Here is a 26,452-nt window from a genome sequence, read left to right on the forward strand (position 1 = left end):
TTTATGGGGTTAACCTAACATGCGCGGCATAAAGCCCCGCCCACATGGTATTGCCTCGTAGGCGTGAGTTTACCTCGCGCAACTCTTGTAAGTTTACCTCGTCCTTTATGGGGTTAACCTAACATGCGCGGCATAAAGCCCCGCCCACATGGTATTGCCCCGTAGGCGTGAGTTTACCTCGCGCAACTCTGATGAGCTTACCTCGTCCTTTATGGGGTTAACCGAACAAGCGTGGCATAAAGCCCTACCCACATGGTATTGCCCCGTAGGCGAGAATTTACCTCGCGCAGCTCTTGTAAGTTTACCTCGCGCTGGTTTACTAATAAGTTTTTAAACCATTGCCGCCTTTACATATACATCAAAACGGTTCTTTTTGGTTTTTATCTGCATACTTGGGGTTTTTTCGTTTAAGAATGGAGCATAATCGGGGCGTTTTACAACAACACGCTTACTGGCAAGTGGATAGGCAAAATCAAGTAAGTCGTCTGCGTCGTTGTCTGCACCAACTAGCTCTTGAAATACGCGCATTTCTTTTTTAACTAATGCTGATTTTTCGCGATGAGGAAACATAGGATCTAAATAAACAACATCGGGCACGCTTTCGCACTGAGAGAGCAAAGTATGGCTTGAACCAAATATTAGGCTCATATTTTCTTTCATCCATGAGCCAATCTCAATGTCAGAATAAGCGCGTTGAAGGCCGTCATACAACAGTGCAGCGACTACGGGATGCCGCTCATGTAAGATTACTTTACAGCCAAGCGAAGCAAGTACAAAGCCATCTCGCCCTAAACCAGCGGTAGCATCAAGTACGACAGGCGTTGCACCTTTATTTAAACCCACCGCTTTGGCAATGGCTTGCCCTTTACCGCCACCAAACTTGCGTCTGTGAGCCGCAGCCCCTGTTACAAAATCAACATTGATTGCGCCTAATTTAGGCTCGTCGGTTTTAAATAGACTTAACCCTTTATCGTCGTAATGTAAGCTAAAGCCACTGCAGCTTTGTGCCCATTGGGCCAAACCAAAGCGTGTTTCTAACTCATTTAAGTAAGGACGTAACTCTTTAAAAGCACACTGAATAACCACAAATAGCTCCGACGATAAAATACTACGTTAGTATATCAATCAGTATCATTTAAAGCACTAAAATAGCTTTATAACGTTATGTTGGATAATAAAAAAGCGCCATTTAGGCGCTCTTTTAGAATTGTGCTAATTACCTACTTTAAGCTGCAATACCGCTGTGGCGTAGTAACGCGTCAACCTTAGGCTCACGACCACGGAACTTTTTAAATAATTCCATTGGCTCTTCACTGCCGCCTTTTTCTAAAATGTTTTCAAGGAAGGCTTTGCCTGTTTCAGCATTAAAAATGCCTTCTTCTTCAAATTTAGAATAAGCATCAGCAGAGAGTACTTCAGCCCATTTATATGAGTAATAACCAGCGCTGTAACCGCCTGCAAAAATATGGCTAAAGCCATGCTGAAAACGGTTAAACTCAGGAGGCTTTACGACCGAGGTACGGCTACGCACGTCGTTTAGTACGGCTTGAATTTGACACTCTTCACCCGCTTTATAATCATTGTGGATTTTAAAGTCGAATAACGAAAACTCAATCTGACGTAGCATTTGCATGCCTGAGTTATAGTTTTTAGCCGCTAGTAGCTTATCAAGTAGCTCTTTAGGTAACGGCTCGCCCGTTTCATAATGACCTGAAATAAAGCTCAATGCTTCTTCTTCATAACACCAGTTTTCTAAAAACTGACTAGGAAGCTCTACCGCATCCCACGCCACGCCATTAATACCCGCAACAGGAGCAGCATCAACTTGTGTAAGCATGTGGTGAATACCATGGCCAAATTCGTGGAATAAGGTTGTCACTTCGTCATGAGTAAACAATGCAGGTTTATCGCCAACCGCTTTATTAAAGTTACACACTAAATAAGCCACTGGAGTTTGTAGGTCGCCGTTAGCACGTACTTTACGACCCATACAGTCGTCCATCCACGCACCACCACGTTTACGGTCGCGTGCATATAAATCGAGATAAAAACGTCCGCGTAGGGTATTACTACTGTCGTAAATTTCAAAAAAGCGAACATCTTTGTGATAAGTATCAAAATCGGTAACTTCTTTTACGCTAATACCAAATAAGCGATTAACCGTTTCAAATAAACCACTTAGTACTTTATTTGCTGGGAAGTAAGGACGTAGTACTTCGTCTGAAATTGCATACTTTTCTTGCTTAAGTTTTTCGCTGTAGTAACCAAAATCCCATGCCTGTAATTCAGAAATACCATGCTGTTGCTCAGCGTAAGCTTTTAACTCAGCCACTTCTTGCTCTGCTTGTGGTTTTGATTTGGCAGCTAGGTCTTCTAAAAACGAGAATACTTGCGCCGGTGTTTCGGCCATTTTAGTTGCCAGTGACTTTTCAGCGTAGCTGTTAAATCCTAGCAATTGTGCAAGTTCATGGCGAAGCGCAAGCTCCTCACTCATAATTGCTGAGTTATCAAACTCACCGGCGTTAGGGCCTTGATCTGATGCGCGCGTAGAAAACGCGGTGTAAGTTTCTCTGCGTAGTTCGCGGTTATCTGCATAAGTCATAATTGGTAAATACGATGGAAAATCAAGGGTAAATACCCAACCGTCTAACTCTTTACTTTTTGCCGTATCGGCTGCAAGTGCAAGAGCTGATTCTGGTAAGCCTGCTAAGTCGCTTTTATCAGTAATATGTTTGTGCCAAGCAAGTGTGGCATCCATTACATTGTTGCCAAATTTTGAGGCAAGTTCTGATAAACGCGCGCTAATCTCACCGTAGCGCTTTTGATCTTCTGCTGATAATGCAATACCCGATAATTTAAAATCACGAAGCGCATTAGTAATTGTTTTTTGCTGTGCTGTAGTCAGCGTTTTAAATTCGTCGCTATTATAAAGCGTATTATACGCGTTGTATAAACCTTGGTGCTGACCCATAAACGTTGAATATTCAGATATTAATGGTAAGCACTGCTCGTAAGCTTCGCGTAATTCGTCGTTATTCATTACTGAATTTAAGTGCGATACAGGGGAGAATAGTCGCGATAATTTATCGTCGGCTTCTTCAAGGGGTAATACTAAGTCATCCCACGTGTACGAGCCTTTAGCTAACACGTCATCAATGGCTTTACGACAAAGCTCAATACCGTCTTTTAGTGCTGGTACTACGTACTCAGGCTTTATTTTTGAAAATGGTGGTAAGCCTTCAAGGCCAATTAGTGGGTTACTCATAAATACTCTCTTTGCGTTAATGCATTATGTTTTAAATTGGGCCTAAAAGTAAAAAAACAACTATTATTTAATGCACAAAGTCTTTGGTGAGAGGCGCTTATATTTGCCTAATTAAACCTAAAGCGGGCTCTCTTACGTATTCCTCGTACTGTGATTTATGGTCGTTAAACCAGTCTCTATTATTGTTTTGATCAAGCTGAGCAAGAAATTCGAATGTTTTTTTACTAAACATAGGTCACCTAAACACTCTTTATTTTTAAAACTTAATGTTATGCTAATGCGCATAAAACTCAACGCCTAAGGACATAAAATGACACAACACTTTGATTATATTGCAATCGGTGGTGGCAGTGGTGGTATTGCCTCTGCAAATAGAGCGGCAATGCGTGGCGCTAAAGTAGCACTTATAGAAGCAAAACACATGGGCGGTACGTGTGTGAACGTAGGTTGCGTACCTAAAAAAGTAATGTGGCATGGTGCTCAGGTTGCTGAAGCAATTAATTTATATGCCCCAGATTACGGCTTTAATGTTGAAGTTAAAGGCTTTGATTGGAGCAAGTTAGTAGAAAGTCGTGAAGCCTACATAGGCCGAATTCATAAAGGTTACGACAGTGGCCTAGCAAGCAATGGCGTTACTGTAATTAAAGGTTTTGCTAAATTTGTAGATAATAAAACAGTTGAAGTAAACGGCGAGCACTACACAGCCGACCATATATTAATTGCAGTAGGTGGACGCCCAAGTATTCCGCATATTGAAGGTGCTGAACACGGTATCGATTCAAATGGATTTTTTGAGCTAAAAGAGCAACCTAAGCGTGTTGCAGTTATTGGTGCAGGTTACATAGCTGTTGAGCTTGCTGGTGTATTACACGGCCTTGGCACTGAAACACATTTATTTGTTCGTAAGCACTCTCCACTTCGTAACTTTGACCCATACATAGTTGAAACACTTGTTGATGTTATGGCTGCTGAAGGCCCTACCCTTCATACAGAATCTGTACCTCATAAATTAGTTAAAGAAGATGATGGCTCTGTAACGCTACATTTAGATAACGGCAAAACTCATAACGTTGACCAAGTAATTTGGGCCATTGGCCGCCAGCCAACAACAGACGCAATTAATGTAGCTGCTGCCGGCGTAGAAGTTAACAGCGATGGTTTTGTCAAAGTTGATGAGTTTCAAAATACTACAGCTAAAAACATTTATGCTGTTGGTGATATTATCGAAAACGGTATTGAACTTACGCCTGTAGCAGTTAAAGCAGGGCGTACTTTATCAGAGCGTTTATTTAATAAAGAACTACCTGATGATTTAAAAATGGATTACAGCCTAGTTCCTACTGTTGTATTTAGTCACCCACCAATTGGTACTATTGGTCTTACTGAGCAAGAAGCTATTTCTCAGTATGGCGAAGAAAACGTTAAGATTTACCAATCTGGTTTTACGGCGATGTACACAGCGGTAACTAAACATCGTCAGCCTTGTAAAATGAAGCTTGTATGTGCAGGCCCAGACGAAAAAGTAGTTGGCCTACACGGTATTGGTTTTGCAGTCGACGAAATGATTCAAGGCTTTGCTGTGGCAATGAAAATGGGCGCAACTAAAGCTGATTTTGATGCAGTAGTGGCTTTACACCCAACAGGTTCGGAAGAATTTGTAACGATGCGATAAAGCACTTAAATACTTAGCCTCTTAAGAGGCTAAGTATTACTTTTGTTAGCTTATTTTTTGTTTAATAGAGTTAAATACGCGTAAAAATGGCGCTAACAAGTAAGGCGTATTTGGTTTTATGCCAGATTCTGTCGCTAAATTAGTAAAAGCAGATGAGGCACCAGACCATAAATTAGACATGTTTTTGTAACTCACTACATCTTTAAAATCTTGTTTTAATAAGGCGTTAAATACATTTTTATGAGCAAAAGGAGAAACTACAGTAAAAAATTGACCTGCTGCAATATTTCCTCCATTTATTATATAACGACCTCCTCGCCCATATAAACTTTCGAAGTAGATAATGTTTTGATAAGGAGTTAAATTAAGCTGGGAAGTGACTTTTGCAAATTCATTAATTAAAAACTCTGTGTTTATTGCATCTAAGTGTCGATATCGTCGTTTTAATATATATTTTGCAGATAAAGGAAGTCTATATAAAATTGGAAATAGCAAAAACAAGCCACCTAAAACTCCACCTAACTTTAAATAACTAGCTCTTTGTAACCCATCTCCCAAATAGCCATCATAAACAGTGCATGTTGAAACTTCTTTCGATTGCTCAGCCAATGCATTAGATATTTGCCTGTAAATCGTAAAAGCATTTGATACATTCGCATCAAAAATATACTTGTCTGCTTCAATGTCTACTTTATTTTCTGCGTCTAATTCAAATTGGAAATAACAAGCTGTCGTACTTGTGATCTGCTTTCCAATTAAAGTATCTATATTTGTTGGTGCACCGTAGGTATAACCATACGAAAAAGTGGATGTACTTGCGATAAGTCGTGAATCAAACCCTCCTGTCAACGGGGCAACCCTTAGTTTATAAGGGTATGACTCAATAAGATGACCCATTTCTTTTCTAACATAGCTGATTGGCTGCGGTGATTCCGCTATAAGTGAAGTGTATACTTTGACTTTACCTGTATGATTGACAACACTCCCAGGAGGGAGCCTTTTTATATCTTTAAAACGAGTATAATTTCCAACTAAATGCCCTTGCTGGTTCTCAAATCTTGCTAACTGCTCATCTAAAATCTTGTTATCAAAAGCACTAGTTGTTGGCGCAATTTCAATGCTGTTTTCTGTAAAGCGATAATAATGAGTAGATAGTCCAAATGGATCATTTATTATATCTATATTATTATCGTGAGATATTATTGCAATAAAGTTGCCCGCATTAATCGTACCTAATTCATTGTTTTTATAAAGCGTATAAAATTCATTCGCATCGATAAGTTTATCGGTGAAGGCCCAGCCATGAAATAACACTACGTGAGCATCTAAAAACGCACAACAGTCTTTATTTTGATGCGAAAAATAGCGAACAGAACTTTCACCTATGGAAAACTCTTGAAGCCTTAAGCTAGTACATTCAATCATCCCGCTGTCAATTATAGAATCACATTTCGTATTGAGATAGACTCCTTTCATTACTTTACCCTCCTTTGCAAAAAGAACATATTAACATATAAAATCAATGGCATGCACAGTAAAAATTAACATACCACCAAGATAACTACTCTAATTAAGAAATATAATTTAAGTTAGAAATAAACTTTCTTAAATTCGGTATATTTAAGACATTTAGACCTAGTGTATGACTATTATGATTGACGTTTACGTGGCAAAGTAAGATATTAGGGCGTGTTGAATTTGTAGTATTTTGAAATATTATTAACGTCAAATTTGTAGTTAGCTTCCCCTATTAGAGAGCCATGATAAAAAACATATTATTACATCCATTTCTTCTTTCGCTAATAATGCTATTCACCGGGTTTATTTTAAAAATACTTGTGGATAAATTAGCAAAAAACCGTGCAGAAAAAAAAGAAAAAGATATCCGCTACATTGCACACAATATTAAGCATTTTATTAATTTTGTAATGGTGTTGCTATTACTGTTTATATGGGCTGCTGAAATTCAAAACTTTGCACTTTCTATTGCTGCTTTTGCTGTGGCGATTGTACTGGCAACGCGTGAATTTATTCAGTGTGTAATAGGCTTTTTTTACCTCGTAACAACTCGCCCGTTTAGAGTCGGTGATTGGATACAAGTAGGTGATTACTTTGGTGAAGTAGCTGAAACTGATTGGATAAAAACAACCATGCATGAAATTGATATACATACTTATCAATTTTCTAGAAAAACCATATACATACCTAACAATAAGTTAATTACCAGCTCTATTAAAAACTTAAACTTTGTAAAACGCTTTGTTACACATCATTTTATTATTGTCCGAAGAGAGAGCTTTAACCCGTACCCTATTCACGACACACTCACTGAGCAAGCTAAGCTGTACTGCGAAGAGTTTCAAGAAGTAGCAAGCCGTTATAATTCGATGATTGAGCGTAAACTTGATGCAAAAATATCTGGTCCAGAACCGGTAATTCACTTTGGAACAACCGATTTAGGTGAATTTAAAGCAAGCTTTACGCTATTTTGCCCTACGGAAAAAGCGCTTGAAATAGAGCATAAATTAACAGAGTGCTTTTTTGCGTTATGGTACAAAGAGGCTGAAAAAAATAAAGAGGATGAAAGAGAAGTATAAACCTCACCTTCATTAAAACAAAAAGCGCGAATTCACTTCGCGCTTGAGTGACTTTTAAGCTGTACCACCTACTGTTAACTGATCAATTTTAAGGCTTGGTTGGCCTACGCCTACCGGTACGCTTTGACCATCTTTACCACAAACACCAACACCTTTATCAAGCGCAAGGTCGTTGCCAACCATCGATATTTGCTGCATTACTTCTGGTCCATTACCAATAAGCGTTGCGCCTTTAATTGGCTGGGTAATTTTACCATTTTCGATTAAATACGCTTCTGATGCGCTAAATACAAACTTACCTGAGGTTATATCAACTTGTCCGCCGCCAAAGTTAGGCGCGAATACCCCTTTTTTAACTGAGCTGATAATATCGGCTTGGCTGTGCTCACCACCTAACATGTAAGTATTAGTCATGCGAGGCATTGGTAAATGTGCATACGACTCACGACGTGCGTTACCAGTAGGGTTTACACCCATTAAACGCGCGTTTAGCTTATCTTGCATATAGCCTTTTAAAATACCGTTTTCGATGAGTACGTTGTACGCGGCTGGTGTGCCTTCATCATCAACATTAAGTGACCCTCTGCGATCGGCCATGGTGCCATCATCAACAACTGTACACAGCTCAGATGCTACTTTTTGGCCCACTTTACCACTAAACGCAGACGCGCCTTTGCGGTTAAAGTCGCCTTCAAGGCCGTGCCCTACTGCTTCGTGTAAAAGCACGCCAGGCCAACCATTACCGAGTACCACTTCCATCGTGCCTGCAGGTGCATCAATAGCTTCAAGGTTTACTTTAGCTTGGCGTACCGCTTCTTCTGCAAATTCCATCCAACGTGGTTTTCCGTCAACAAGCTCTTTAAAGTAACCATAATCTAAACGTGCACCACCACCTGCGCCACCGCGTTCACGGCGACCGTTTTTTTCAAGTAGCACTGAGCAGTTTAAGCGAATAAGCGGGCGAATATCGGTGGCAAACGTACCATCACTTGCTGCAATTAATACTTCTTCATATACTGCCGACATTGAACTAATGACTTGCTCTGCATCGGGTGCTAATTCACGTATGTAGTTTTCAAGCTCACGTAATAAGCTTACTTTATCGTTATCACTCATGCTTGAAATTGGCTGGTGCGGTGCAAATTGCTCTTTAGCTTTAACATCACTAAATACTTTAATCGCTTTATCTTCGCCAGCATCTGCAATACTACGAGCCGCTGTAGCCGCTTTATTAAGTGCTTCAAGGTTTATTGCATCAGAGTAAGAAAAACCTGTTTTTTCGCCGCTTACAGCACGCACACCAACACCACGCTCAACGTTGTAAGAGCCTTCTTTAACTAAGCCATCTTCAAGCACCCACGATTCGTGGTGACTAGATTGAAAATATAAATCGGCGTAATCCACTTTATACTGATGTATGTAAGCGAGCGTTTTTTCGAGCTCTTCTCTATTTAGCTGGCTGTCTTTTAGTAAATGCTGTTCAACCGAATTCATAATAAATGCTCTCTAAATCGTTGATGAGACTGCACGGGCATATCTCGTCTAATTTTTTGTAACTGGTCTAAATCTGCGTGGCAGCTTATAAAACCGGTGCCTGTTGGCAATTCGCTCAGGGTATTACCCCAAGGTGAAATAATAATACTGTGACCATATGTTTGTCGGCCATTTTCATGTGTACCGTGTTGAGCCGCTGCAACTACATAGCATTGTGTTTCTATTGCGCGAGCTGCTAATAGCGGTTGCCAGTGTGCTTGCCCTGTAACAACTGTAAATGCACTCGGGACTAAAATAATCTCCGCGCCTTGGCGAACTAGATCATTGAACAAGCCACTAAAGCGCAGATCATAACATACTGTTAAACCTATTTTACCAAATGGAGACTCAACCACCACCATATCGCTACCTGCTTGGGTAAAATCTGACTCTCGATAGCTACCTGTTTTATCATCTACATTTACATCAAATAAATGTATTTTGTTGTACGTTGCAACAAGCTCGCCTTGATTATTATATAAGTGCGATGCTGCGTAATATTTATGTTCGTTAAATGGCTCAGGTATTGTGCCTGCATTTAACCAAATATTATGGTGTTGGCACAATTCACTAAGTTGTAATTTGTATTGCTCAACTTGCTTAGCAACAAGTAACGTATCGTTTCCGCTTTTACTAAATACTAAAAAAGCCTCTGGCAAGCAAACAAGTAATGGCCTCGTTGTTGGGAGGGTTCTAAGTGCGCGCTTTAAGCTTGCTATATTGTCATCTGGGTTTTGCACTGAACGCATTTGTAGGGCAACTATTGTGGGTGTGCTTACGCTTGCTGTTTTGTTCATTGCGTTGCTGTTACTTGTGCATCTTTAAGTTTTAAATCGACTGATGCTTGTGGCTGATTTTGCGCAGCTTGAGGTAGCGTTACTTCACGACTTTTTCTATCGAGCTCTTGAACAATAGGATCGTTCATTTTACCGGTCACCTTAAAGTTGATCTCTGAGATCACTCTTGCTGAGTGGATCACTTTATCTAGTGCAAGTGCTGCTAGCCCTGTGACCGGATTTACCATCCACGCAACAATAACAGGAATGCTCGAAGTAACTTGCGGTGCAACAGCCAAATCGTAATTTATATCAAGCGTGTTTAAATTTGCGTAGCCTTTAATGGTTAAATCAGCTGGCACACCGTCCATTTTAGTATCTTTAGTGTAAGCAATACCGTTTTCTAGCTGCATAGAGCCTTGCATGCTGTTGTAAAAAAAGCCCTTAGAAAATACATCTCTAAAATCAAGTTTCAGTTTGCGTACGAGTGAATCAAGGCTCAACAGCGAAAATACACGTGCACCACCATCACTGATTTCAGTTAAGTGGCCTTCCCCTAAATCCCAAGTAATCTCACCGCTTAAGTTTGCTATATCAAAATCATAGGGGGCTGCTTGCCAAGTAAGGTCATAATTTAGATCAGCCTTTGAATCTTTAATCGCGGAGGTTATATCAAACTCATCAAACAGCGCACCTATATCATCACTTTTAAGCTCGCCACTTAGCGTTGTGAATCCACTTTGCCACTGCCCTTTAGTACGAAGGATATGCTCGTCTTTATCTACTACTAGTTCAGATATTAATAAACGCTTACCATCACCTAGTAATGACGCACTCACTTTATCTAGTTGGTAGCGGTCAATTTTGCAATCACTACATTCAAACTCAATGGCAGGTATTTTAGTAAGCCAGCTCAAGTCTTCCTCAGGAAGTACATCTGTTCTTTCATGTGCTTGGTCTATATTTTCAGCAAAATTAAGCTTTAAGTAATCAGCGTTAATTCGTATTGGCATGCTCGGTTGTGACGTAGGTATAAAAACGCCAGCTCTAAGTTCTTTAGCATTTAGCTTTAGGTATAGATCGTCTTTTGATGGTGCTAAACGCATTTCAAAGTCATTAAAAATGATGTTACTCGCATCAAGCATACCTATATTTGCGACCACTTCATTAAGCGGTGGCATAATCCCTGTTGATTCTTTATCCGGGTTTGCTTTACCTGCTTTAATTATTTGATCAATCAGATCAAACCAAGGCACTAATTCACTCTGTTCAAGATTTATATTTACACTTAAGTCTTTTTGGCTTAATCCTAAATCTTGTTTTCCGAGCACAAAATGGGCATTACTAAACTGTGATTTACCGTTTTCTAAAATAGCATTAAAGTAAAACCGTTGATTAGCGTTTGCTGTAATGAGATTAGAAATTTCATCACCTTGTACTACTGCATCTAATGGCCAAACCTGTTCGCTATTTTTATTATAAGGTGCAGGTAAGTTACTCGTTAAGCCAAGTAGTTCTGAGTTTACCTGTGCACGGTAATTAAAGCCTTGCTCAGTAAAATTAAGTACTAAGCCAATATCAACATCGCTTTGCCCGTTCAAGTAATTTTTTAATATACCTTGTCCACTATCTATTAGTGTATCGGCATCAATTTTGGCATTTATATCTATATTTGCTTGGTAATTTTTTGCATCACTTTTACTGCTGTAATTAATATTTAGCGGCATGCCCAACCACTCTGCGGTCGCATTTTTAAGTGTTATGTTGTCATTTTTAAAATTAAGTTCGCCAGTTAAATTTTTAAGCTCAATACCTGGCGTTGCTATAAATACTGGCAAGTCATTTAAATTAACTTTGCCACTAACACTGGCTCCGCCTTTAAACTTAGAGCCAACTAAAAGCTCAATACTGGCATCGGCTTCGCCTTTGCCCTGTACAACTTTAAAAATTTCAGCAAGAGGTTTGGCAATAGGTGTCGCTGCAAAAAAATCATGCAATTTTTCCACCTGCGCTTTTTTATCAATTTGTACAATAAGCTCATCAGCATTCATTAAATCTGCAATGCTTACCTGTACGCTATTACCAATATCTAAATTAACCAACTTACCTTGTTGGCTATATATGTCCATACGTTCATTATCAAAATGTAGTTGTACATCGGCATTAGTGACCAAAGGCCAGTCAGGATCAAACTGATAGGTTGCGTTGTCTATTTGCGCTAATACACCAAACTGGCCACTCCCATCGGTGAATGGAAAACCAGATAAAGGCCCTGCAAATAATACTTGTGCTTTAGATACTTCTCCGCCTTTAATTGCGCCATTTAAATAGCTAACGAGTTCAGGGCTCATTGCTTTTAATGGGAAGTAGTGACCTGCAATTTTGGCATCTGGGGCGAACGCTTCAGCGTAAAGATCTAAACGAGGATCCTCTGTTAGGCTAAGCTGTAGCTCCGCGGCAAGAGTAACCTCGTCATTATCAAACCAAATATCATCACTACTTATATGCCAAGCATCATCATACTTAGCTAAATCGAGCTCTACATTGAGTTGGTTGTAATTTATATTGTCACTAAAACTTTCACCTGTAACAAGTGTGCCGTTTTCTCCAAATATCTCTAATCGTCCACGTGTTTGATTCAATAAGGCACTTACCCTTAGCGCTTGTGCAGCTGGCACTGAGTTCAACTCTTGCCAACCAATATTATTTGCCTCAAACCACAACTGCCAATGCTCTGCATTAGTAAAACTGAAATAGGCTTGATCTATTTGCCCGCTTGGAGAACGTGATAAAAAAGGTTCTAAATAACTAAAGTTACTAAGGTCTGCTAAATTACTTACTAGCTCTATATCAACTTGATTAAACCATACTTTATTTTGCGTACCTAATTGAGCTTCAAACTCTAAACTTGGCCATATTGTATCGTTACTATTAAATGTTAAGCCGGTACTTTTTAAGTGCCAGTTATTTTGTTCTGGATATAGATGGAACCCACCTTCACTCAAACTTACTTGCTGACTTTGCCCTTCTCTTTGCCAACGCACAAAACTAGGCAGCCACTGCACTTTTATATCGCTTACAAAACCTTTATCTAGTTTAAGCCACGCTTGTAAATTAATATCGCTATGCAGTTGTTGCTTTTGCGTATTTATATATTGTGCTAGCCAGTTAGATACATCAACTTTATTAGCCTGTACGTAAATATTACCCGCAACTTGTTCAAGTGTTTCACCAGTAAGTGCTATGCGTGCATCAAAATCGCCAACAGAAATACCAGGTAAAGCTAAACTACCACTACCAAGATGCTGCTCATCTTCATTTTGCCAAACAATATTTTTGAGAAGTAATTTACGTTCTTTACCATCTTCGAGAATAAAGTTAATACTAGAATTTTCTATCGCGAAATGGCCTGTTTCACCTAAAAAAAGCTCTTCTATTAACTCTTTTTGTTCAAATGACACTCCACCTTCGGCGCTATTTTTTAATAAGTTAGCAACCTTCACGCTCGTATGAAAACCATTTATGACGAAGTAATTGGACTTTAACTGTAACGACTTTAAACTTTCCCATAAATTTAATTCTAGGCTAGTTTTAGCGATAGTGAGTGAGATAGGTGCGGTTTCGTTATCTTTAAATGATAACTCCTCCAGCACTAATGCAGGGCCGCTCCCCTGCCAACTTGCTGATATTTCTCCAATAGATAAGCTTATGGCAAACTTATCGTGTAGGTAGCTTTCTATATTACCTTTGTAGTCGTTTGCGTAAGGTAATGTATATTTTAAAATTGAAACAATAACGGCTAGTAATACTAAAACGATGGCGCAGGTTTGCCATAATTTTCTAAAACAAAAAAAACAAACCGCTTTTGCCTTCATTACATCATTACCACATCAAACTGTTCTTGGCTGTATAAGCTCTCTGTTTGAATATTGACTTGCTTGCCAATAAATAGTTCAAGCTCTGCAAGATTATGATATTCATCATTAAGTAAAGCCTCACTTACCGCTGGTGCTGCATATACCATAAATTTATCGGCAGCGTATGCTCGGTTAACACGCACTATTTCACGTAATATTTCGTAGCAAACAGTTTCGACGGTTTTTTGCGAACCACGACCAGAGCAAGCAGGACACACATCACACAAAATGTGCTCTAAGCTTTCGCGCGTGCGCTTACGTGTCATTTCAACTAAACCAAGTGCAGAAAGTCCATTAATATTGGTTTTAGTGCGATCTTTTGCCAGTGCTGATTCGAGTGAATGTAATACTCTGCGCTTATGATCTTCACTCACCATATCTATAAAATCGATAATTATGATTCCACCGAGGTTACGTAATCTAAGTTGACGTGCGATAGCTGATGTTGCTTCAACGTTTGTATTAAAAATAGTTTCATCTAAATTACGATGGCCTACAAACGCTCCGGTATTTACATCTACTGTCGTCATGGCTTCGGTTTGGTCAATAATTATATAACCTCCCGATTTTAGCGTTACTTTGCGATGCAGTGCTTTTTGGATTTCACTTTCAACATCAAACAAATCAAAAATAGGTCGCTCACCAGGGTAATACTCTAAGACTTGAGAAAGAAGCGGCACAAACTCTTCAGTAAAAATTTTCAACTCTTGATAAGTAAGCTTTGAGTCAACCCGGATCCGCTCCATATCCTCACCGACATAATCACGTAAAGTTCTAAACGCTAGTGTTAGATCTTCATGTAAAATATTAGCTTTATTGATTTTTTGACGACGTGATATTATTTTTTCCCATAGTTTTCTTAAAAATCCGGCGTCGTGCCTTAACTCTGCTTCGCTAGCACCTTCTGCCGCTGTACGGACAATAAAACTACCATTTTCATCACTATACTCGGCAACAATTTTTTTTAAGCGTGAACGCTCTTCTTCAGTTTCAATACGCTGACTTACACCTACATGGGTCGCATCTGGCATAAACACTAAATAGCGAGAAGGAATCGTTATATCGGTGGTGAGTCTTGCACCTTTAGTACCAAGCGGGTCTTTAACGACCTGCACCATTATATATTGGCCTTGGCGAACTAACTCTCTAATATCCTGTACTTTTTTTATTGGTTCATCGTCTACGCCTTCAACAATGGAGGCACTATTTACAATATCAGATGCATGTAAAAAAGCAGCTTTTTCAAGCCCTATATCTACAAATGCAGCTTGCATCCCAGGGAGTACGCGGCTAATTTTACCTAGATATATATTCCCCACAATACCTAGGTTACCTATTCGCTCTAACTGGATTTCTTGTAATACACCGTTTTCGATTAGGGCAACACGGCTTTCACTTGGCGTGACATTTATTAGTAATTCTGTACTCATGTTACCTTCTTAAGAATGCTTGTAATAATTGTTCGGTCTCATATAAAGGTAAGCCTACTACAGCAAAATAGCTACCCGCAATGTGAGTCACAAAACGACCACCCAAACCTTGGATACCGTATCCGCCAGCTTTATCTTGTGGTTCGCCTGACTCCCAGTAGGCATTAATTTCTTCATCTGTTAGAGGCTTAAAAGTTACATCAGTGCTTACAACACAGCTAAGCACATCACTTTGCGTTGCAAATGCAACAGCGGTGAGAACTTGATGTGTATTACCCGATAGGCGTTTTAGGGTATTTGTAAAATCAATTTTATCGCGAGGCTTACCCAATGACTCGTTGTCTATGACAACTACAGTATCGCTACCAAGCACTGGGCGGTCAGTATAACCAAGCTCAACCCCACTTTGTGCTTTTAAACGCGCTAAACGCTCAACAAGTGCTTTAGGTTGCTCATTTGGAAGTGGGCTTTCATCTGCATCAACACTAAATTGTGTAAATTCAATATCTAATTGGCTTAATAACTCTTTACGACGGGGAGAGGCTGATGCCAAATATACTGCGGTAGTCATTACCTAATCCTAAAATGTCTGCGATATTTACGTAGTAGTAAAAAAACCCAAAACCAACTAACCATTCCGGTAAGAACGGGCCATAAGTACTGTGGATTAAAGTAAACCCCTAGCAAAAAGTGATTAAGCCAAAACTGCATTAAATGATACAGCGTTAAAAACAAACCAATTATTAAGCTTTGCTGCCAAAGCGAAAAGTTGCGAATTTTTTGAAAGTTGCTTGCGGTTACAAATATACATATTGAAAATGTAAGCGAATTTACCCCTAGCGGCGAGCCAGACGCTAAATCGATTAATAAACCAACTACCCATGCGGTACCAATATTTAAACGGTGTGGCACTGCAAGAGACCAATACATGAGTACAAGTAAAACCCAGTCAGGTCTAAATGGTTCAAACGAAAATGGAAGTGGCATTAAAGCCATTATTAACGCAAAAAAAATGCTTAGCGCAATTGACAGTGAGTAACGATTAATCATCGCTGATTTGCTCCTGTTGAGCACGCCAAAGAATTACAAGTAAACGAATACGATCTAACTGTGCTATTGGCTCTGCAAATACTTGTGCGAATGGGCGGCCTTCATCACGATTAATTTCAGTGACAACGGCAACCGGATAACCTTCTGGAAATGTACCACCCAATCCTGATGTAACTAGCACATCTCCAATTCGGACATCTAAACTATGTGGAACATGTGAGAGTTTAACGACATTTATTTTACCAATACCTTCAACCACGGTGCGTACATCGTTACGAAGTATACGCACAGGCGTAGCATGTGTAGTGTCGGTCATTAGTAATACACGTGAAGTCATTGAGCCAACTTTTGTAAGTTGTCCTACTACACCCATTTCATCAATTACAGCTTGTCCTTCGCTAAGCCCATCAGCAGCCCCTCTATTAATAACGACCTGATGACTATAAGGATTAGAATGGACGGAGAGTACTTGAGCAATAATTTTACGATTTGATTGCTTAGCAGATGAGCCTAATAAAGCACGTAGCTTTTGGTTTTCTCTGACTAAAAATTGATACTGCTGCAACTGCTCACTTTGCAACATTTGCTTTTTTTTCAGTGCTTCGTTTTCGGTAAGAAGTTGATCTCGCGTATGCAGGCTTTTAGCACTCAAACTAAATAATTCGTAGGGTAAATTAGCAACGTAGATTAGTGGGCTGACTAAAGTATTAAGGCCAGTACGAACAACCGTACCACCTTGCGTATATCGGTCTCCAACTATGAGTACGATACTCAAAAGCACTGCGACAAAAAGTCGCAGCTGCAAGGAGACAGTTCTTCCAAACATTAATTTCATTAGTCGTAACTAAAAACGTCACCACCATGAACATCTATCATTTCGAGTGCTTTACCGCCACCACGTGCAACGCATGTAAGTGGATCATCAGCAACAACAACCGGAATACCCGTTTCTTCCATCAATAAACGATCTAAATCTTTTAGTAAGGCACCACCACCGGTAAGTACCATACCGTGCGCAGAAATATCTGACGCAAGCTCTGGTGGTGATTGCTCAAGAGCAACCATTACTGCGCTTACAATACCCATTAGAGGCTCCTGAAGAGCTTCTAAAATCTCATGCGAGTTAAGCGTAAATGAGCGAGGAACACCTTCAGCAAGATTTCGACCGCGTACCTCAATTTCAGTTGGCTCGTCTGTTCTAAATGCAGAGCCAATTTGATGCTTAATATTTTCAGCTGTCGCTTCGCCAATTAAACTACCAAAGTTACGACGCACGTAATTAATAATCGCTTCATCAAACTTATCACCACCAATACGCACTGATGATGAATAAACAACACCATTTAGTGAAATAATAGCAACTTCCGTTGTACCACCACCGATATCAACAACCATAGATCCAGTCGCTTCTGATACCGGTAAACCTGCTCCAATTGCAGCAGCCATTGGCTCTTCAATTAAGTAGACTTCACGAGCGCCCGCCCCCATTGCAGATTCACGTATTGCACGTTTTTCTACTTGAGTGGCTCCACATGGCACACAAATTAGTACACGAGGGCTTGGGCGCATAAAGTTATTATTATGCACTTGTTTAATGAAGTGTTGTAACATCTTCTCGGTTACATAAAAGTCGGCAATTACACCGTCTTTCATTGGGCGTATTGCTTTAATGTTACCTGGTGTGCGACCTAGCATTTGTTTTGCTTCTGTACCTACAGATGCAACACTTTTAGGTCCACCAGCACGCTCTTGGCGAATAGCAACAACAGAAGGTTCGTTTAATACAATACCTTCTTCTTTAACATAAATTAGGGTATTGGCTGTACCCAAGTCGATCGACAGATCGTTAGAAAAAATACCACGGAGTTTTTTAAACATGAGGCTGGATGACCTTTGAAATATTTTGTGTTAACTGACACTCTAATTTTTAGTTTAATAATTTGAAACAAAAAAACAGAGGCTTCCTTGTAAAAGTTATCGCTCTCGCATTAAGCGAAAGCCAATATAATTAGCTCTAAAATCAGGTGCTAAAATTAAACGAGTTGATGCACGAGCAAGACTTGGAGCAAAATTCCATGCCCCTCCTCGAACAGATATATCCTGCTTGTCTAACTCCTGATTAGTCCATTCCCATACGTTACCTACAGTATCATATAACCCAAACGCATTAGGGGAGAAAGAACCAACCGGCGCAGCGCGCTTATTTGACCACTCACTACCACACCAACCACAGTTAGCTAAGTTTTTACCAATTTCGTTACCCCAAGGATATTCTGTTTCGGTTCCCGCACGTGCGGCATACTCCCACTCTACTTCACTTGGTAAACGAAATTGTTGACCTGTTTGCCCTGATAACCATTCAGCATAAGCTTTTGCATCATTGTAAGTTAAGCATACGGCAGGATTGTCATTACTCTGTTCATAACCAGGATTACGCCAATTTAAATCAGCATCCCATACTGGTTCACCATTTAAGTAATATGCACACCCTTTACTCTGCTCTGCTTGCGTCTTATAACCGGTATTGGATATAAATTTTTCGTAAGCACCAACAGTAACTTCCTTACTTTGCATAGCAAAAGAATTCGCTATTACTTTTTCAACTACAGGGCGTTCATTAGCTAAACCATTGCCGTTAATATCACCCATCTTGAACTTACCAGCAGGTATAACTACTACAGGTGTTTCAACGTTTGCATTTAATACGTTAACGTTTTCACTTATTTTACGAGTTGTTACTTCTGGTTGCTCACTAGTGTAGGTCGGTGCAGCAATCGACTCAGACTTTTTTACTAAATTTGCGTGAATAGTTTGCGCTTTATTTAAATCCACACGAGCCTGAAATGGCTTATAGCCTAATTTACGGATTTCAACGTTGTGAATGCCACGGGGCAAATTCGTTACTAATCGCGTAGAACCAAAACTAACGCCATCAATAAATACTTCATCATCATATACATTAGAACGAAGCGTCAACTCTACTGGTTCTGCTTCATCTTGATTAGTAATAACATTACGATTTTGTATTACAGGCTGTCCTAAAGAATCATATGCTGGTTGCTCATGTAACTGAGAAACAGATACTGTGCCGGCATTATCCTTGGTATTACTGAATGTTAACTGACTATCAGAATATGTTGTGCTATAAGCTGGCTGATACATAGCAGTAAGTGGAGTTCCATATTCAGAACAGTAACGATTATCTATGCTTAATAAGCTACATAAACGGCTGCTATTAACCTCACCGCGCATAGTTACGCTTAAGTTAACGTTGTAGTTACCCTGACCACTAAATGCACTATTAACTACATGACTACTTAAAATTTGTACTTGAGCGCCAGCTAAATTACGCTTTGGTTCAACTATGCGTTCTTCTGTTAGGTTTGCAAAAATTTGATCTACAAAACGTTTAGTTGCTTTTTGCATGCCCATTTGCTGACCACGTTGTTCACACGCTGCTAATGTTTCTGTTCGCTTACAATTAATAGTATGGTTAACCTCAAGCGTTCCTTCACGCGTAAATTCATTGCGTAAACGCTCAACTCTGGCTGTGGTTAATTGTTCTTTTAAGCTCTCTAATGTATTTAAAAGCGTATGTTTAGCAACACGAATTTGCTCTATATCTTTACGGTGGGATGCAATTGCCGCCAACTGCATAGAAATATCATCTTTATTTTGCTTATGATCAACCACTGCCTTTTGATAACGCGATTGAGCGGTGCTTATATCAAGTGTGGGATCATCGATTAATCGGCGGTACATTTCATTCATCGCATCGAGCGCTTGATTTTTTTCTTTGTCTAGCTCTGTAGAACGAGAACGAAGTAGCTCTAGTTGATTTTGTAACTGACTTTCTTCTTTGAGATGTTTTTCAAGTATTTTTGTCGAGTTATCGTATTCTGTTTGTTTAACACTAATCTCTGACTCAATTCCAGTTACTGTAGCTGTGTCTTGTGCAAATGCACTACTTGCTAACAAACTAGCTGTAATTAACAGATATAAAGGAGTAATTCGCATATATTCCAATCCCAAAAAGCGGCAATTATTTGGTCGTTATTATTTTTTATAATTAAGGCCTTATGCTATGTACTTGCAGCACAAAACACAAGCTTTGTTCAATTAATATCTTAGTTTACAACTATTCACGTGTTTCACGCCAGTAAATAACCCGATCATTTCCTCTAAAGCGTCCAAATTGTAAAATAGTATGAGGATCTAGCTGTGTTCTATCGCCTTTCCAATCCCACTTTAACCAATCATAAGTATTATACTCTAAGATAAATTCACCCAAACCATTTGGCTGTGCATAAATACCATTGTTTGCAGGATATACTCCCGCTTCTAACTGGCCAGATACACCCGTTTCATATTCATAGGCTAATTGCGGGCTGTTAGGTGATATTTGAGTGATTTGGGTATGATCAAATACACTACAGTTATCTTCTGCATTATTCACAAACCCGCTGCCGTTGTGATGCTGAGCCTGCATAGGTATAAGTAAAGGGTCAAGGTCGGAGCCTGCGTTATTACCAAGTACTAAACGTCCAAATCTAAACTCTATTGGTAAGTCATTTAGTCGTAAACTATTACAGCCACCCGAACATGATGCTTGTGTGTTTGGTTTATCGTTTGCATCAATTAGTGTTGCCCCTTCTATGTTAGAAAGCGTTGCCATCAAACTGACCATGGCAAATGGCCCATCTGGTTGCCCTACACCTAATCTTTTGAGTGTGGTGTTTATTTGGCTCATTTGCCATTGGCCGTCGCTTATATCTCCCCAGTTATTATTCCCTAGGTTTACTAAGCGGCTAGTAAAACTAGTTGCGGGTACATAGTTACCTACTTCATTATTTTCTGCATTAATAGCTACACTGGACTTATCAAACCCCTCTTTATAATTAGTCATTAACTCACCGTTTTGATTTAGGGCTTGTACTGTAAAGCCAAGTTCAAAAGGTTGATCAAGGTAAGTTAAATTACTGCCATATTGCGTGCATTGAGCGACGGCTTGGACCCCCATTACCTGAAACTGTGAAGGTGCAAAGCGGCCAACATTGTATAGTTCACCTTTTACATCTCCTGCACCAAAGTAATCAGCATCTTGAAGACCTGCTGTTAAATCAATGATGCCAACTTGGTCGTAATTGTATTGCGATATAGATTCACTCAAATTACCTGTATCACTAAAAGATGATGTACTCATCGCTTCAAGCGTACCTGAAATGCCTGGTGTAGGTGCTTTAAGCGTTGCCTCAACCAATGGCTGCTCTGTAATAAAATGTTTAGCTATGGGGTTATTTATAATATTGCCGTAGCTGTCTGGAAAACCATCGTTATTAGTGTCTTGCCCTGACCGCCATTGCACCGCATTCATTTTTAAATCGAATGCTTCGCCTGTTAATCTAAATAAACTTCCATCAGCGTCTGCTGCATAGCCATCACTTGCAACGCTCATTGCTAATCCAAATGGCTTTACAACATATTCGTTTGAACTACCTGTTAAATTGACTGATAAGTTGGTAACTGGGTCTAAAATTAAATTAGTTTTTACATTTAAACTCAACTTTCCTGCATCGGGATAATTTATAACAATCAGCGCTTTAGACTCACTATCAAAATTTAGTATGAATGGTTTAGCTGCTTGCTCAATAGCAAAGTTATTATTGTTATTACTTAGCGATACTGTATCAGAGCAACTTGCACCAGCACTGCATGTGTACGATAAATCTAAGTTTACATCGCCACCGGCGGGAAACGCCGCTTCACATACTCCCGTTGTGGTATTTGTTTTTACCGCCTGAATAAATAGCGCTTTTGCATTAAATCCAGTATTTGAAGGCTTTGCTGATAACTGAGTAGGAATTGTAGTATTGCCATCGGTTTCGTTATTAAAAATAAACCCTGCCTCAGAAAATGTGACTTTACAGCCGCTCAAACCAACATTATTACCACCGATGTAACAACGAAGAGGAGCCGAAGGATCTGCAGTGTTATACCCAAATGTAACGCTACCAGTTGTACGTTTGGCAAACTCAACAGTTGTTGAGCCTGTAAAATTAATATTCTCCCCCGTAACCCAGCTTTGTTGCCCACTATTATCTGGAGAAAGGTTCAAACTAGACGGCTCAGCAAACAATAAGTCGCAGGCGTCATTTGCACACGCTGTGAGTGTCATTTCTTTAGCTTCACACGTTAAACCTTTGTTATCGCTTATTGTTAAACGATAATGATCTAGGGTTTCTGGTGTATAAATTCCACAAAAGCCAGGAATACTCTCTGGCACTGGTAGAGCGTCAAATTTTGAGCTCCCTTCAGTAATAATTTGTGTACCGGATGTAATTGACCCCTGATATGTTACATTTTGTGCAATTCTTACCTCTCCAGTGGCAACAATGTAGGCCGCAATATTGGCATCGGCAGCAATAGCAACCGCACCATCCACATAAATAGCCAAGTACGCGCCAGTTTCTACCACTATATTTGTTTTACCTATATTCAAAAATGAAGTTGATAGAAGAGAGGTTGTGTCTTTTAAAAAAATACGTGTAGGCGCTGTTACTCGGTACTCGGTTTCCAGCATACTTAATTGCAACTCATCGTAGTAATAATCGCCAGCTAAGGAAGTAGGTACTGGCCCCGTTGAACTACCATCATTTGTAACCGTTGGCACCTGTGCTGCTTGATTAGGCTCTAAAGAGTTATAGCCACCAGCAACACATGCCTGACCATTACATAATGGAGGACTTGTCAGCGCTGTAGAAATTAAATTCCTGGTTGTGACAAATTGCGCATTACCATCTGTTATTTCTACCCCCTGAACCAACTGCACCTCACCATTATTATAAGTAGAAATAGCGCCCGGGAATAACGTATCACAATCTAAAATATCACCATTAAATACGAAGGTACTGGTCATAGCGAGTATTGAAGCTTCTTCTTTTACGTGGTTTCGCTCGTTATCGCCATCACGATCTTCATCCACAACGAGCCCTAGCCTGTCGGTTCGTAGGTTACAGCTGCGTAACCAACCACCGTCATCCTCTAAGTGAGAGTTTTTACTTGCTACAACTAATGGAGCTACACTAAAGCTATTAGTAAAACTAAAGTAATTACAGCCATTGCTCCAACCGTCAACTTCAAAGCCGGTAAAAAATGTTTCCCAAGATACTTCAAGTCCATTATCGTCTGTAAATACGCGGTTACTCCCAGGCTCTACAGCCATATAAGCAACTGTCTCACTTTTTATAACGCCGAGCGCTGTTTCTGAAGCTTCTAAAGCAATATTAACGCCGCTAGCAGATAAGGAATTGCTTTCTACTGCAACGGTCAAAAAAGGCACTAATGCTTGAGTAGGTGGGTTACTATCTATGCTGTTGAGCGTTTGTAATGAATGGAAAAAGTTCGGCCTTTGTGAAAATGGCTCAGCAAACATTAACTGCTTATAACCTTTTGGCGTAAATGGAGAGAAACCTGACTTAGGACCGTACTGCAGTTCTAGCTGCAAATCTGTGCTCCCAACTTCCATAATTGTTCCATCAGGAAACTCATGTACGCCATATTCAACAGCCAAATAATGAGCTCCCATCGTAACGTGCTCACCATCCTCACTCGAAGGCTCAAGAGGTAGTGCCTCAAAACTGGTTGTGGTTATATTACGTATTCTTATTATTGCGGGGTTTCCGCCTTGGTTTGTTGAGAGCATAAAAACAGCAGGTGGTGTTATGTATTGCTGTTGAAAGTTTATTTTTGTCCAAATAGGTGATGTATATGTGTCTTGCAGCTCAATATAGCGCCCTTCAATTTTAGGCGGTACCGCGTTTGCGTAATTACAAAGCAATACGCAGCTAAAAAGTATAATGACTAATGCATTTTTCATCATGGTAATGTTTTAGCCTCTACGCTTAGTGTTCTTTGTGTTTGCCAATAGTCTTTTCTGCAGCTACTCCCTGCAGGGCAATCAATTGCAGCGCACGTTGCACTGCTTTGTAGATAATATATATTCACAAGTCCATTTGCTGTACTGCTGTCGGGTAGGTCTATATATTCATCGCAACTTATCACTACTTTACAGTTAGCTAAATATGTAGTTTGGTAGGTTAAATCAGTAGTAACTGATGCACAGCTTTGAACTGAGCTATTTATTGGAAATAGTTGTGTTAAACCACTTTCTAATCCGCTTTGCGCCGCCATATAAGCACGAGCGCCGTAATACTCAATCGTGTTTTGTTGTGATGCACCAAAAAGCACTTTAACTAGTGCCAATCCCAGTGCTAATAAAGCAACAATAATGACTAAAGAAACAATTATTAAGTTCCCTTTTTGTTTACTGGGTAAGGCTTTTCCGTGAGGATTTTTTTTAAGGTACATTAGGAATATGCACCTCATGGTTAAAGTTCATTACTTCAGTATAGTTAAATTGCATTTGTGCATTTACATTAAGCACAGCATTTCTTTGTAAGGAGAGCGCATCAAGAGTAAAAAACAAATCACTCGCTAAATTATTTGCAATATAAATACCTAATAAATCACGCTTAACACCACTGCTTACTTGTAAGCCCACTGCATCTAATTGATTAATAGTAAAACCGTAATTGGTATATCTATATAAATATTGCCCTTCAACACAAAAACTTACAGGTTCTGAAAGTAAATAGAGACGTTTACTTGGAGACTCTTGAGCAAATGCTTTACTAAATTGCCACTCATCAATTGCACTCGCTGAACTATTAAATGCTGATACTTGCAAGCGCTTATTATTATTTTCATCATATATATCAGCACTGCTTAATGGATAAATAGTTGCCCAATCTCCAGCTTGCGGTTGCGTTAAGTTATTAAGTTCAAAATCAACAGCGCTAACATTAAAAGGCGCTACGGTAGGTAGGTAATTTGTATAGTGGGTGGCCGACAAAAATGGCGTAAATTCTAAGCACTGCTGTGCACTACACGCTCCGCTAGTACTGTTATCGCAAGAAAGCCTTAATGAATTTGGTGTAGCGTGGCGAAGCTCTTTACTAAGTCGCGTTATTAAAAAACGAGCTTGTGCAACCGCTTCTTGGCGCTTTACACCTTGTGAGTAAATACTGACACCTGCACCAATAAACGAAAACGCACTTACGGCTAAAATGCCAATAATAATCATGACAAGTAACAATTCTATAAGTGTAAATGCATTTTGGTATTTAGCTCTTGGCATTAGTAATTCCCTTTATATGCACTAAATCCGTAAACTTCACCTAAGGGTGATGTTACTTCAATAGTAATACGCTTAAAGGTTGTGCCATCGTTGATGGTCAGTTCGTTAAAGTCGCTATCGTACTCAACAGTAACAACTAAGTTAAAGTCACTGTAATCGCTTAACACCTCACCCAAACTATTTGTAATAGGTTGATTAGAAAGTGCAATATAGTCATCTACATCGTTATAGCTGGTTCGAGATTCTGAGTCGGTGCCTAAATCGCCAGCTGCTGTACAGGGCTCTGCACCTAAGCTTGTTTCGCCGCAACGTCTAAAAGGAGCGCTTCTATCGCTGTGCTCATCAAACGACTTGCTTTGAATTTCGTTCATTAATGATTGACCAAATTCAGAGGCTCTTAAAGCAATAATTGGCTCTGCACTTTTTTTGGCTTGTGGGGCTATTAAAGCGGTAATAATGCTAAGCGCGATAGCAAACATTACTATGCCAATAATAAGCTCTATTAGAGTAAAACCTTTTAGTTTAAGGGCACGCATATATAAGCCCTTCGCCACTGATGCATACGCCAGCTAATCCAATATCTATTCGACATTGTATAGTACAAGTTTGATTTGATTTACCTAAAGGATCAAAGCTAATTTGAGTAAATATATTCGCGTTACTATCTAAAGCGTTAAAGGTTATATCACTTCTTTGCGTGTCTATTTGTACCACTAAATGATCGGTGTTATTAGCATCAGCGCCACCGATACATGTATCAGGTGTGGGGGGAGCAATAAGTGTGGAGGTTATATAAAGAGTATGGCAACTTGTTGTCGCTGTATTTTGCATTGCACGTAACTGCACTGTTCTCAGTGCATTTAAAGTACGGTCTCGATATGAGTATGCATCTTCTGTTGAGCTGCCCAGAAATTTGGGAACTGCCGTTACCGACAGTATTCCCAATATCACTAGAGTAATAATTAACTCAATGAGTGTGAAGCCACGCAATCGTTGCTTACTACTGCTTATCATTT

The 26,452-nt window shown here is 39.7% G+C and carries 20 protein-coding genes; 2 read left to right on the forward strand and 18 right to left on the reverse strand.

Annotation, left to right across the window (positions count from 1 at the left end; all coding sequences use genetic code 11):
* Positions 1-330: 330 nt before the first annotated feature.
* From V6260_RS11025 to V6260_RS11035, 3 genes are all read right to left on the reverse strand, one after another.
* Entirely contained in the window at positions 331-1,086 is a 756-nt protein-coding gene (locus tag V6260_RS11025) for a class I SAM-dependent methyltransferase (RefSeq protein WP_341594117.1), read from the reverse strand.
* Positions 1,087-1,225: 139 nt separating this feature from the next.
* Complete coding sequence (gene prlC, locus V6260_RS11030; protein ID WP_341594118.1) at positions 1,226-3,265, reverse strand: oligopeptidase A; 2,040 nt, start codon at positions 3,263-3,265, stop codon at positions 1,226-1,228.
* A 97-nt stretch (positions 3,266-3,362) separates the two neighbouring features.
* Positions 3,363-3,497: a DUF2461 family protein gene (locus tag V6260_RS11035; protein ID WP_341594119.1), complete on the reverse strand. Its 135-nt coding sequence runs from the start codon at positions 3,495-3,497 to the stop codon at positions 3,363-3,365.
* A gap of 78 nt (positions 3,498-3,575) precedes the next feature.
* Between V6260_RS11035 and gorA the strand changes: the two genes are divergently transcribed.
* Positions 3,576-4,937 (forward strand): glutathione-disulfide reductase, encoded by a 1,362-nt coding sequence (gorA, locus tag V6260_RS11040; RefSeq protein ID WP_341594120.1) that lies wholly within the window; start codon positions 3,576-3,578, stop codon positions 4,935-4,937.
* Positions 4,938-4,982: 45 nt separating this feature from the next.
* Here gorA and V6260_RS11045 read toward each other — a convergent pair whose 3' ends face one another.
* Positions 4,983-6,413, reverse strand: coding sequence for a hypothetical protein (locus tag V6260_RS11045; protein WP_341594121.1), 1,431 nt, complete (start codon positions 6,411-6,413; stop codon positions 4,983-4,985).
* A gap of 284 nt (positions 6,414-6,697) precedes the next feature.
* On the opposite strand from V6260_RS11045, the gene V6260_RS11050 reads away from it, so the two are divergent.
* On the forward strand, positions 6,698-7,534 hold the full coding sequence (locus tag V6260_RS11050) for a mechanosensitive ion channel family protein (protein ID WP_341594122.1): 837 nt from the start codon (positions 6,698-6,700) through the stop codon (positions 7,532-7,534).
* A gap of 54 nt (positions 7,535-7,588) precedes the next feature.
* Here the strand turns inward: V6260_RS11050 and tldD are convergent, their stop codons facing one another.
* From tldD to V6260_RS11120, 14 genes are all read right to left on the reverse strand, one after another.
* Positions 7,589-9,028, reverse strand: a complete 1,440-nt coding sequence (gene tldD / locus V6260_RS11055; protein ID WP_341594123.1) for a metalloprotease TldD — start codon at positions 9,026-9,028, stop codon at positions 7,589-7,591.
* Entirely contained in the window at positions 9,025-9,864 is an 840-nt protein-coding gene (locus tag V6260_RS11060) for a carbon-nitrogen hydrolase family protein (RefSeq protein WP_341594124.1), read from the reverse strand. Before V6260_RS11060 ends, tldD begins: the two co-directional genes overlap by 4 nt.
* Entirely contained in the window at positions 9,861-13,718 is a 3,858-nt protein-coding gene (locus V6260_RS11065; protein WP_341594126.1) for a YhdP family protein, read from the reverse strand. The genes V6260_RS11060 and V6260_RS11065 overlap by 4 nt, the downstream gene beginning before the upstream one ends.
* Positions 13,718-15,190: a ribonuclease G gene (rng, locus tag V6260_RS11070; RefSeq protein WP_341594127.1), complete on the reverse strand. Its 1,473-nt coding sequence runs from the start codon at positions 15,188-15,190 to the stop codon at positions 13,718-13,720. The genes V6260_RS11065 and rng overlap by 1 nt, the downstream gene beginning before the upstream one ends.
* Before the next feature lies 1 nt (position 15,191).
* Complete coding sequence (locus V6260_RS11075) at positions 15,192-15,761, reverse strand: Maf family protein (protein ID WP_341594128.1); 570 nt, start codon at positions 15,759-15,761, stop codon at positions 15,192-15,194.
* Positions 15,761-16,240: a rod shape-determining protein MreD gene (gene mreD, locus V6260_RS11080; RefSeq protein WP_341594130.1), complete on the reverse strand. Its 480-nt coding sequence runs from the start codon at positions 16,238-16,240 to the stop codon at positions 15,761-15,763. Before mreD ends, V6260_RS11075 begins: the two co-directional genes overlap by 1 nt.
* Complete coding sequence (mreC, locus tag V6260_RS11085; protein ID WP_341594131.1) at positions 16,233-17,075, reverse strand: rod shape-determining protein MreC; 843 nt, start codon at positions 17,073-17,075, stop codon at positions 16,233-16,235. Before mreC ends, mreD begins: the two co-directional genes overlap by 8 nt.
* The gene (locus V6260_RS11090; RefSeq protein ID WP_341594132.1) at positions 17,075-18,118 is read right to left on the reverse strand and encodes a rod shape-determining protein; all 1,044 of its coding nucleotides are present in this window, start codon (positions 18,116-18,118) and stop codon (positions 17,075-17,077) included. The genes mreC and V6260_RS11090 overlap by 1 nt, the downstream gene beginning before the upstream one ends.
* 96 nt (positions 18,119-18,214) lie before the next feature.
* Positions 18,215-20,257: a formylglycine-generating enzyme family protein gene (locus V6260_RS11095; protein WP_341594133.1), complete on the reverse strand. Its 2,043-nt coding sequence runs from the start codon at positions 20,255-20,257 to the stop codon at positions 18,215-18,217.
* 121 nt (positions 20,258-20,378) lie between these two features.
* A complete protein-coding gene (locus tag V6260_RS11100; RefSeq protein WP_341594135.1) occupies positions 20,379-24,119 on the reverse strand; it encodes an H-type lectin domain-containing protein in 3,741 nt (1,246 codons plus the stop codon).
* A complete protein-coding gene (locus tag V6260_RS11105) occupies positions 24,116-24,607 on the reverse strand; it encodes an agglutinin biogenesis protein MshP (RefSeq protein ID WP_341594137.1) in 492 nt (163 codons plus the stop codon). The genes V6260_RS11100 and V6260_RS11105 overlap by 4 nt, the downstream gene beginning before the upstream one ends.
* Positions 24,597-25,436, reverse strand: coding sequence for a type II secretion system protein (locus V6260_RS11110; RefSeq protein ID WP_341594138.1), 840 nt, complete (start codon positions 25,434-25,436; stop codon positions 24,597-24,599). The genes V6260_RS11105 and V6260_RS11110 overlap by 11 nt, the downstream gene beginning before the upstream one ends.
* Complete coding sequence (locus tag V6260_RS11115) at positions 25,436-25,972, reverse strand: type II secretion system protein (protein WP_341594139.1); 537 nt, start codon at positions 25,970-25,972, stop codon at positions 25,436-25,438. The genes V6260_RS11110 and V6260_RS11115 overlap by 1 nt, the downstream gene beginning before the upstream one ends.
* Entirely contained in the window at positions 25,959-26,450 is a 492-nt protein-coding gene (locus V6260_RS11120; protein ID WP_341594140.1) for a type II secretion system protein, read from the reverse strand. The genes V6260_RS11115 and V6260_RS11120 overlap by 14 nt, the downstream gene beginning before the upstream one ends.
* Positions 26,451-26,452 lie beyond the last annotated feature (2 nt).

Source organism: Pseudoalteromonas aliena, from assembly GCF_038155085.1.
GTDB classification, from domain to species: Bacteria; Pseudomonadota; Gammaproteobacteria; order Enterobacterales; family Alteromonadaceae; genus Pseudoalteromonas; species Pseudoalteromonas aliena_A.

Coding starts and splice junctions, on each gene's coding strand:
- prlC (WP_341594118.1), bottom strand. CDS start 3,265: ATGAGTAACCCACTAATTGGCCTTGAAGGCTTACCACCATTTTCAAAA.
- V6260_RS11035 (WP_341594119.1), bottom strand. CDS start 3,497: ATGTTTAGTAAAAAAACATTCGAATTTCTTGCTCAGCTTGATCAAAAC.
- gorA (WP_341594120.1), top strand. CDS start 3,576: ATGACACAACACTTTGATTATATTGCAATCGGTGGTGGCAGTGGTGGT.
- V6260_RS11045 (WP_341594121.1), bottom strand. CDS start 6,413: ATGAAAGGAGTCTATCTCAATACGAAATGTGATTCTATAATTGACAGC.
- V6260_RS11050 (WP_341594122.1), top strand. CDS start 6,698: ATGATAAAAAACATATTATTACATCCATTTCTTCTTTCGCTAATAATG.
- tldD (WP_341594123.1), bottom strand. CDS start 9,028: ATGAATTCGGTTGAACAGCATTTACTAAAAGACAGCCAGCTAAATAGA.
- V6260_RS11060 (WP_341594124.1), bottom strand. CDS start 9,864: ATGAACAAAACAGCAAGCGTAAGCACACCCACAATAGTTGCCCTACAA.
- V6260_RS11065 (WP_341594126.1), bottom strand. CDS start 13,718: ATGAAGGCAAAAGCGGTTTGTTTTTTTTGTTTTAGAAAATTATGGCAA.
- rng (WP_341594127.1), bottom strand. CDS start 15,190: ATGAGTACAGAATTACTAATAAATGTCACGCCAAGTGAAAGCCGTGTT.
- V6260_RS11075 (WP_341594128.1), bottom strand. CDS start 15,761: ATGACTACCGCAGTATATTTGGCATCAGCCTCTCCCCGTCGTAAAGAG.
- mreD (WP_341594130.1), bottom strand. CDS start 16,240: ATGATTAATCGTTACTCACTGTCAATTGCGCTAAGCATTTTTTTTGCG.
- mreC (WP_341594131.1), bottom strand. CDS start 17,075: ATGAAATTAATGTTTGGAAGAACTGTCTCCTTGCAGCTGCGACTTTTT.
- V6260_RS11090 (WP_341594132.1), bottom strand. CDS start 18,118: ATGTTTAAAAAACTCCGTGGTATTTTTTCTAACGATCTGTCGATCGAC.
- V6260_RS11095 (WP_341594133.1), bottom strand. CDS start 20,257: ATGCGAATTACTCCTTTATATCTGTTAATTACAGCTAGTTTGTTAGCA.
- V6260_RS11100 (WP_341594135.1), bottom strand. CDS start 24,119: ATGATGAAAAATGCATTAGTCATTATACTTTTTAGCTGCGTATTGCTT.
- V6260_RS11105 (WP_341594137.1), bottom strand. CDS start 24,607: ATGTACCTTAAAAAAAATCCTCACGGAAAAGCCTTACCCAGTAAACAA.
- V6260_RS11110 (WP_341594138.1), bottom strand. CDS start 25,436: ATGCCAAGAGCTAAATACCAAAATGCATTTACACTTATAGAATTGTTA.
- V6260_RS11115 (WP_341594139.1), bottom strand. CDS start 25,972: ATGCGTGCCCTTAAACTAAAAGGTTTTACTCTAATAGAGCTTATTATT.
- V6260_RS11120 (WP_341594140.1), bottom strand. CDS start 26,450: ATGATAAGCAGTAGTAAGCAACGATTGCGTGGCTTCACACTCATTGAG.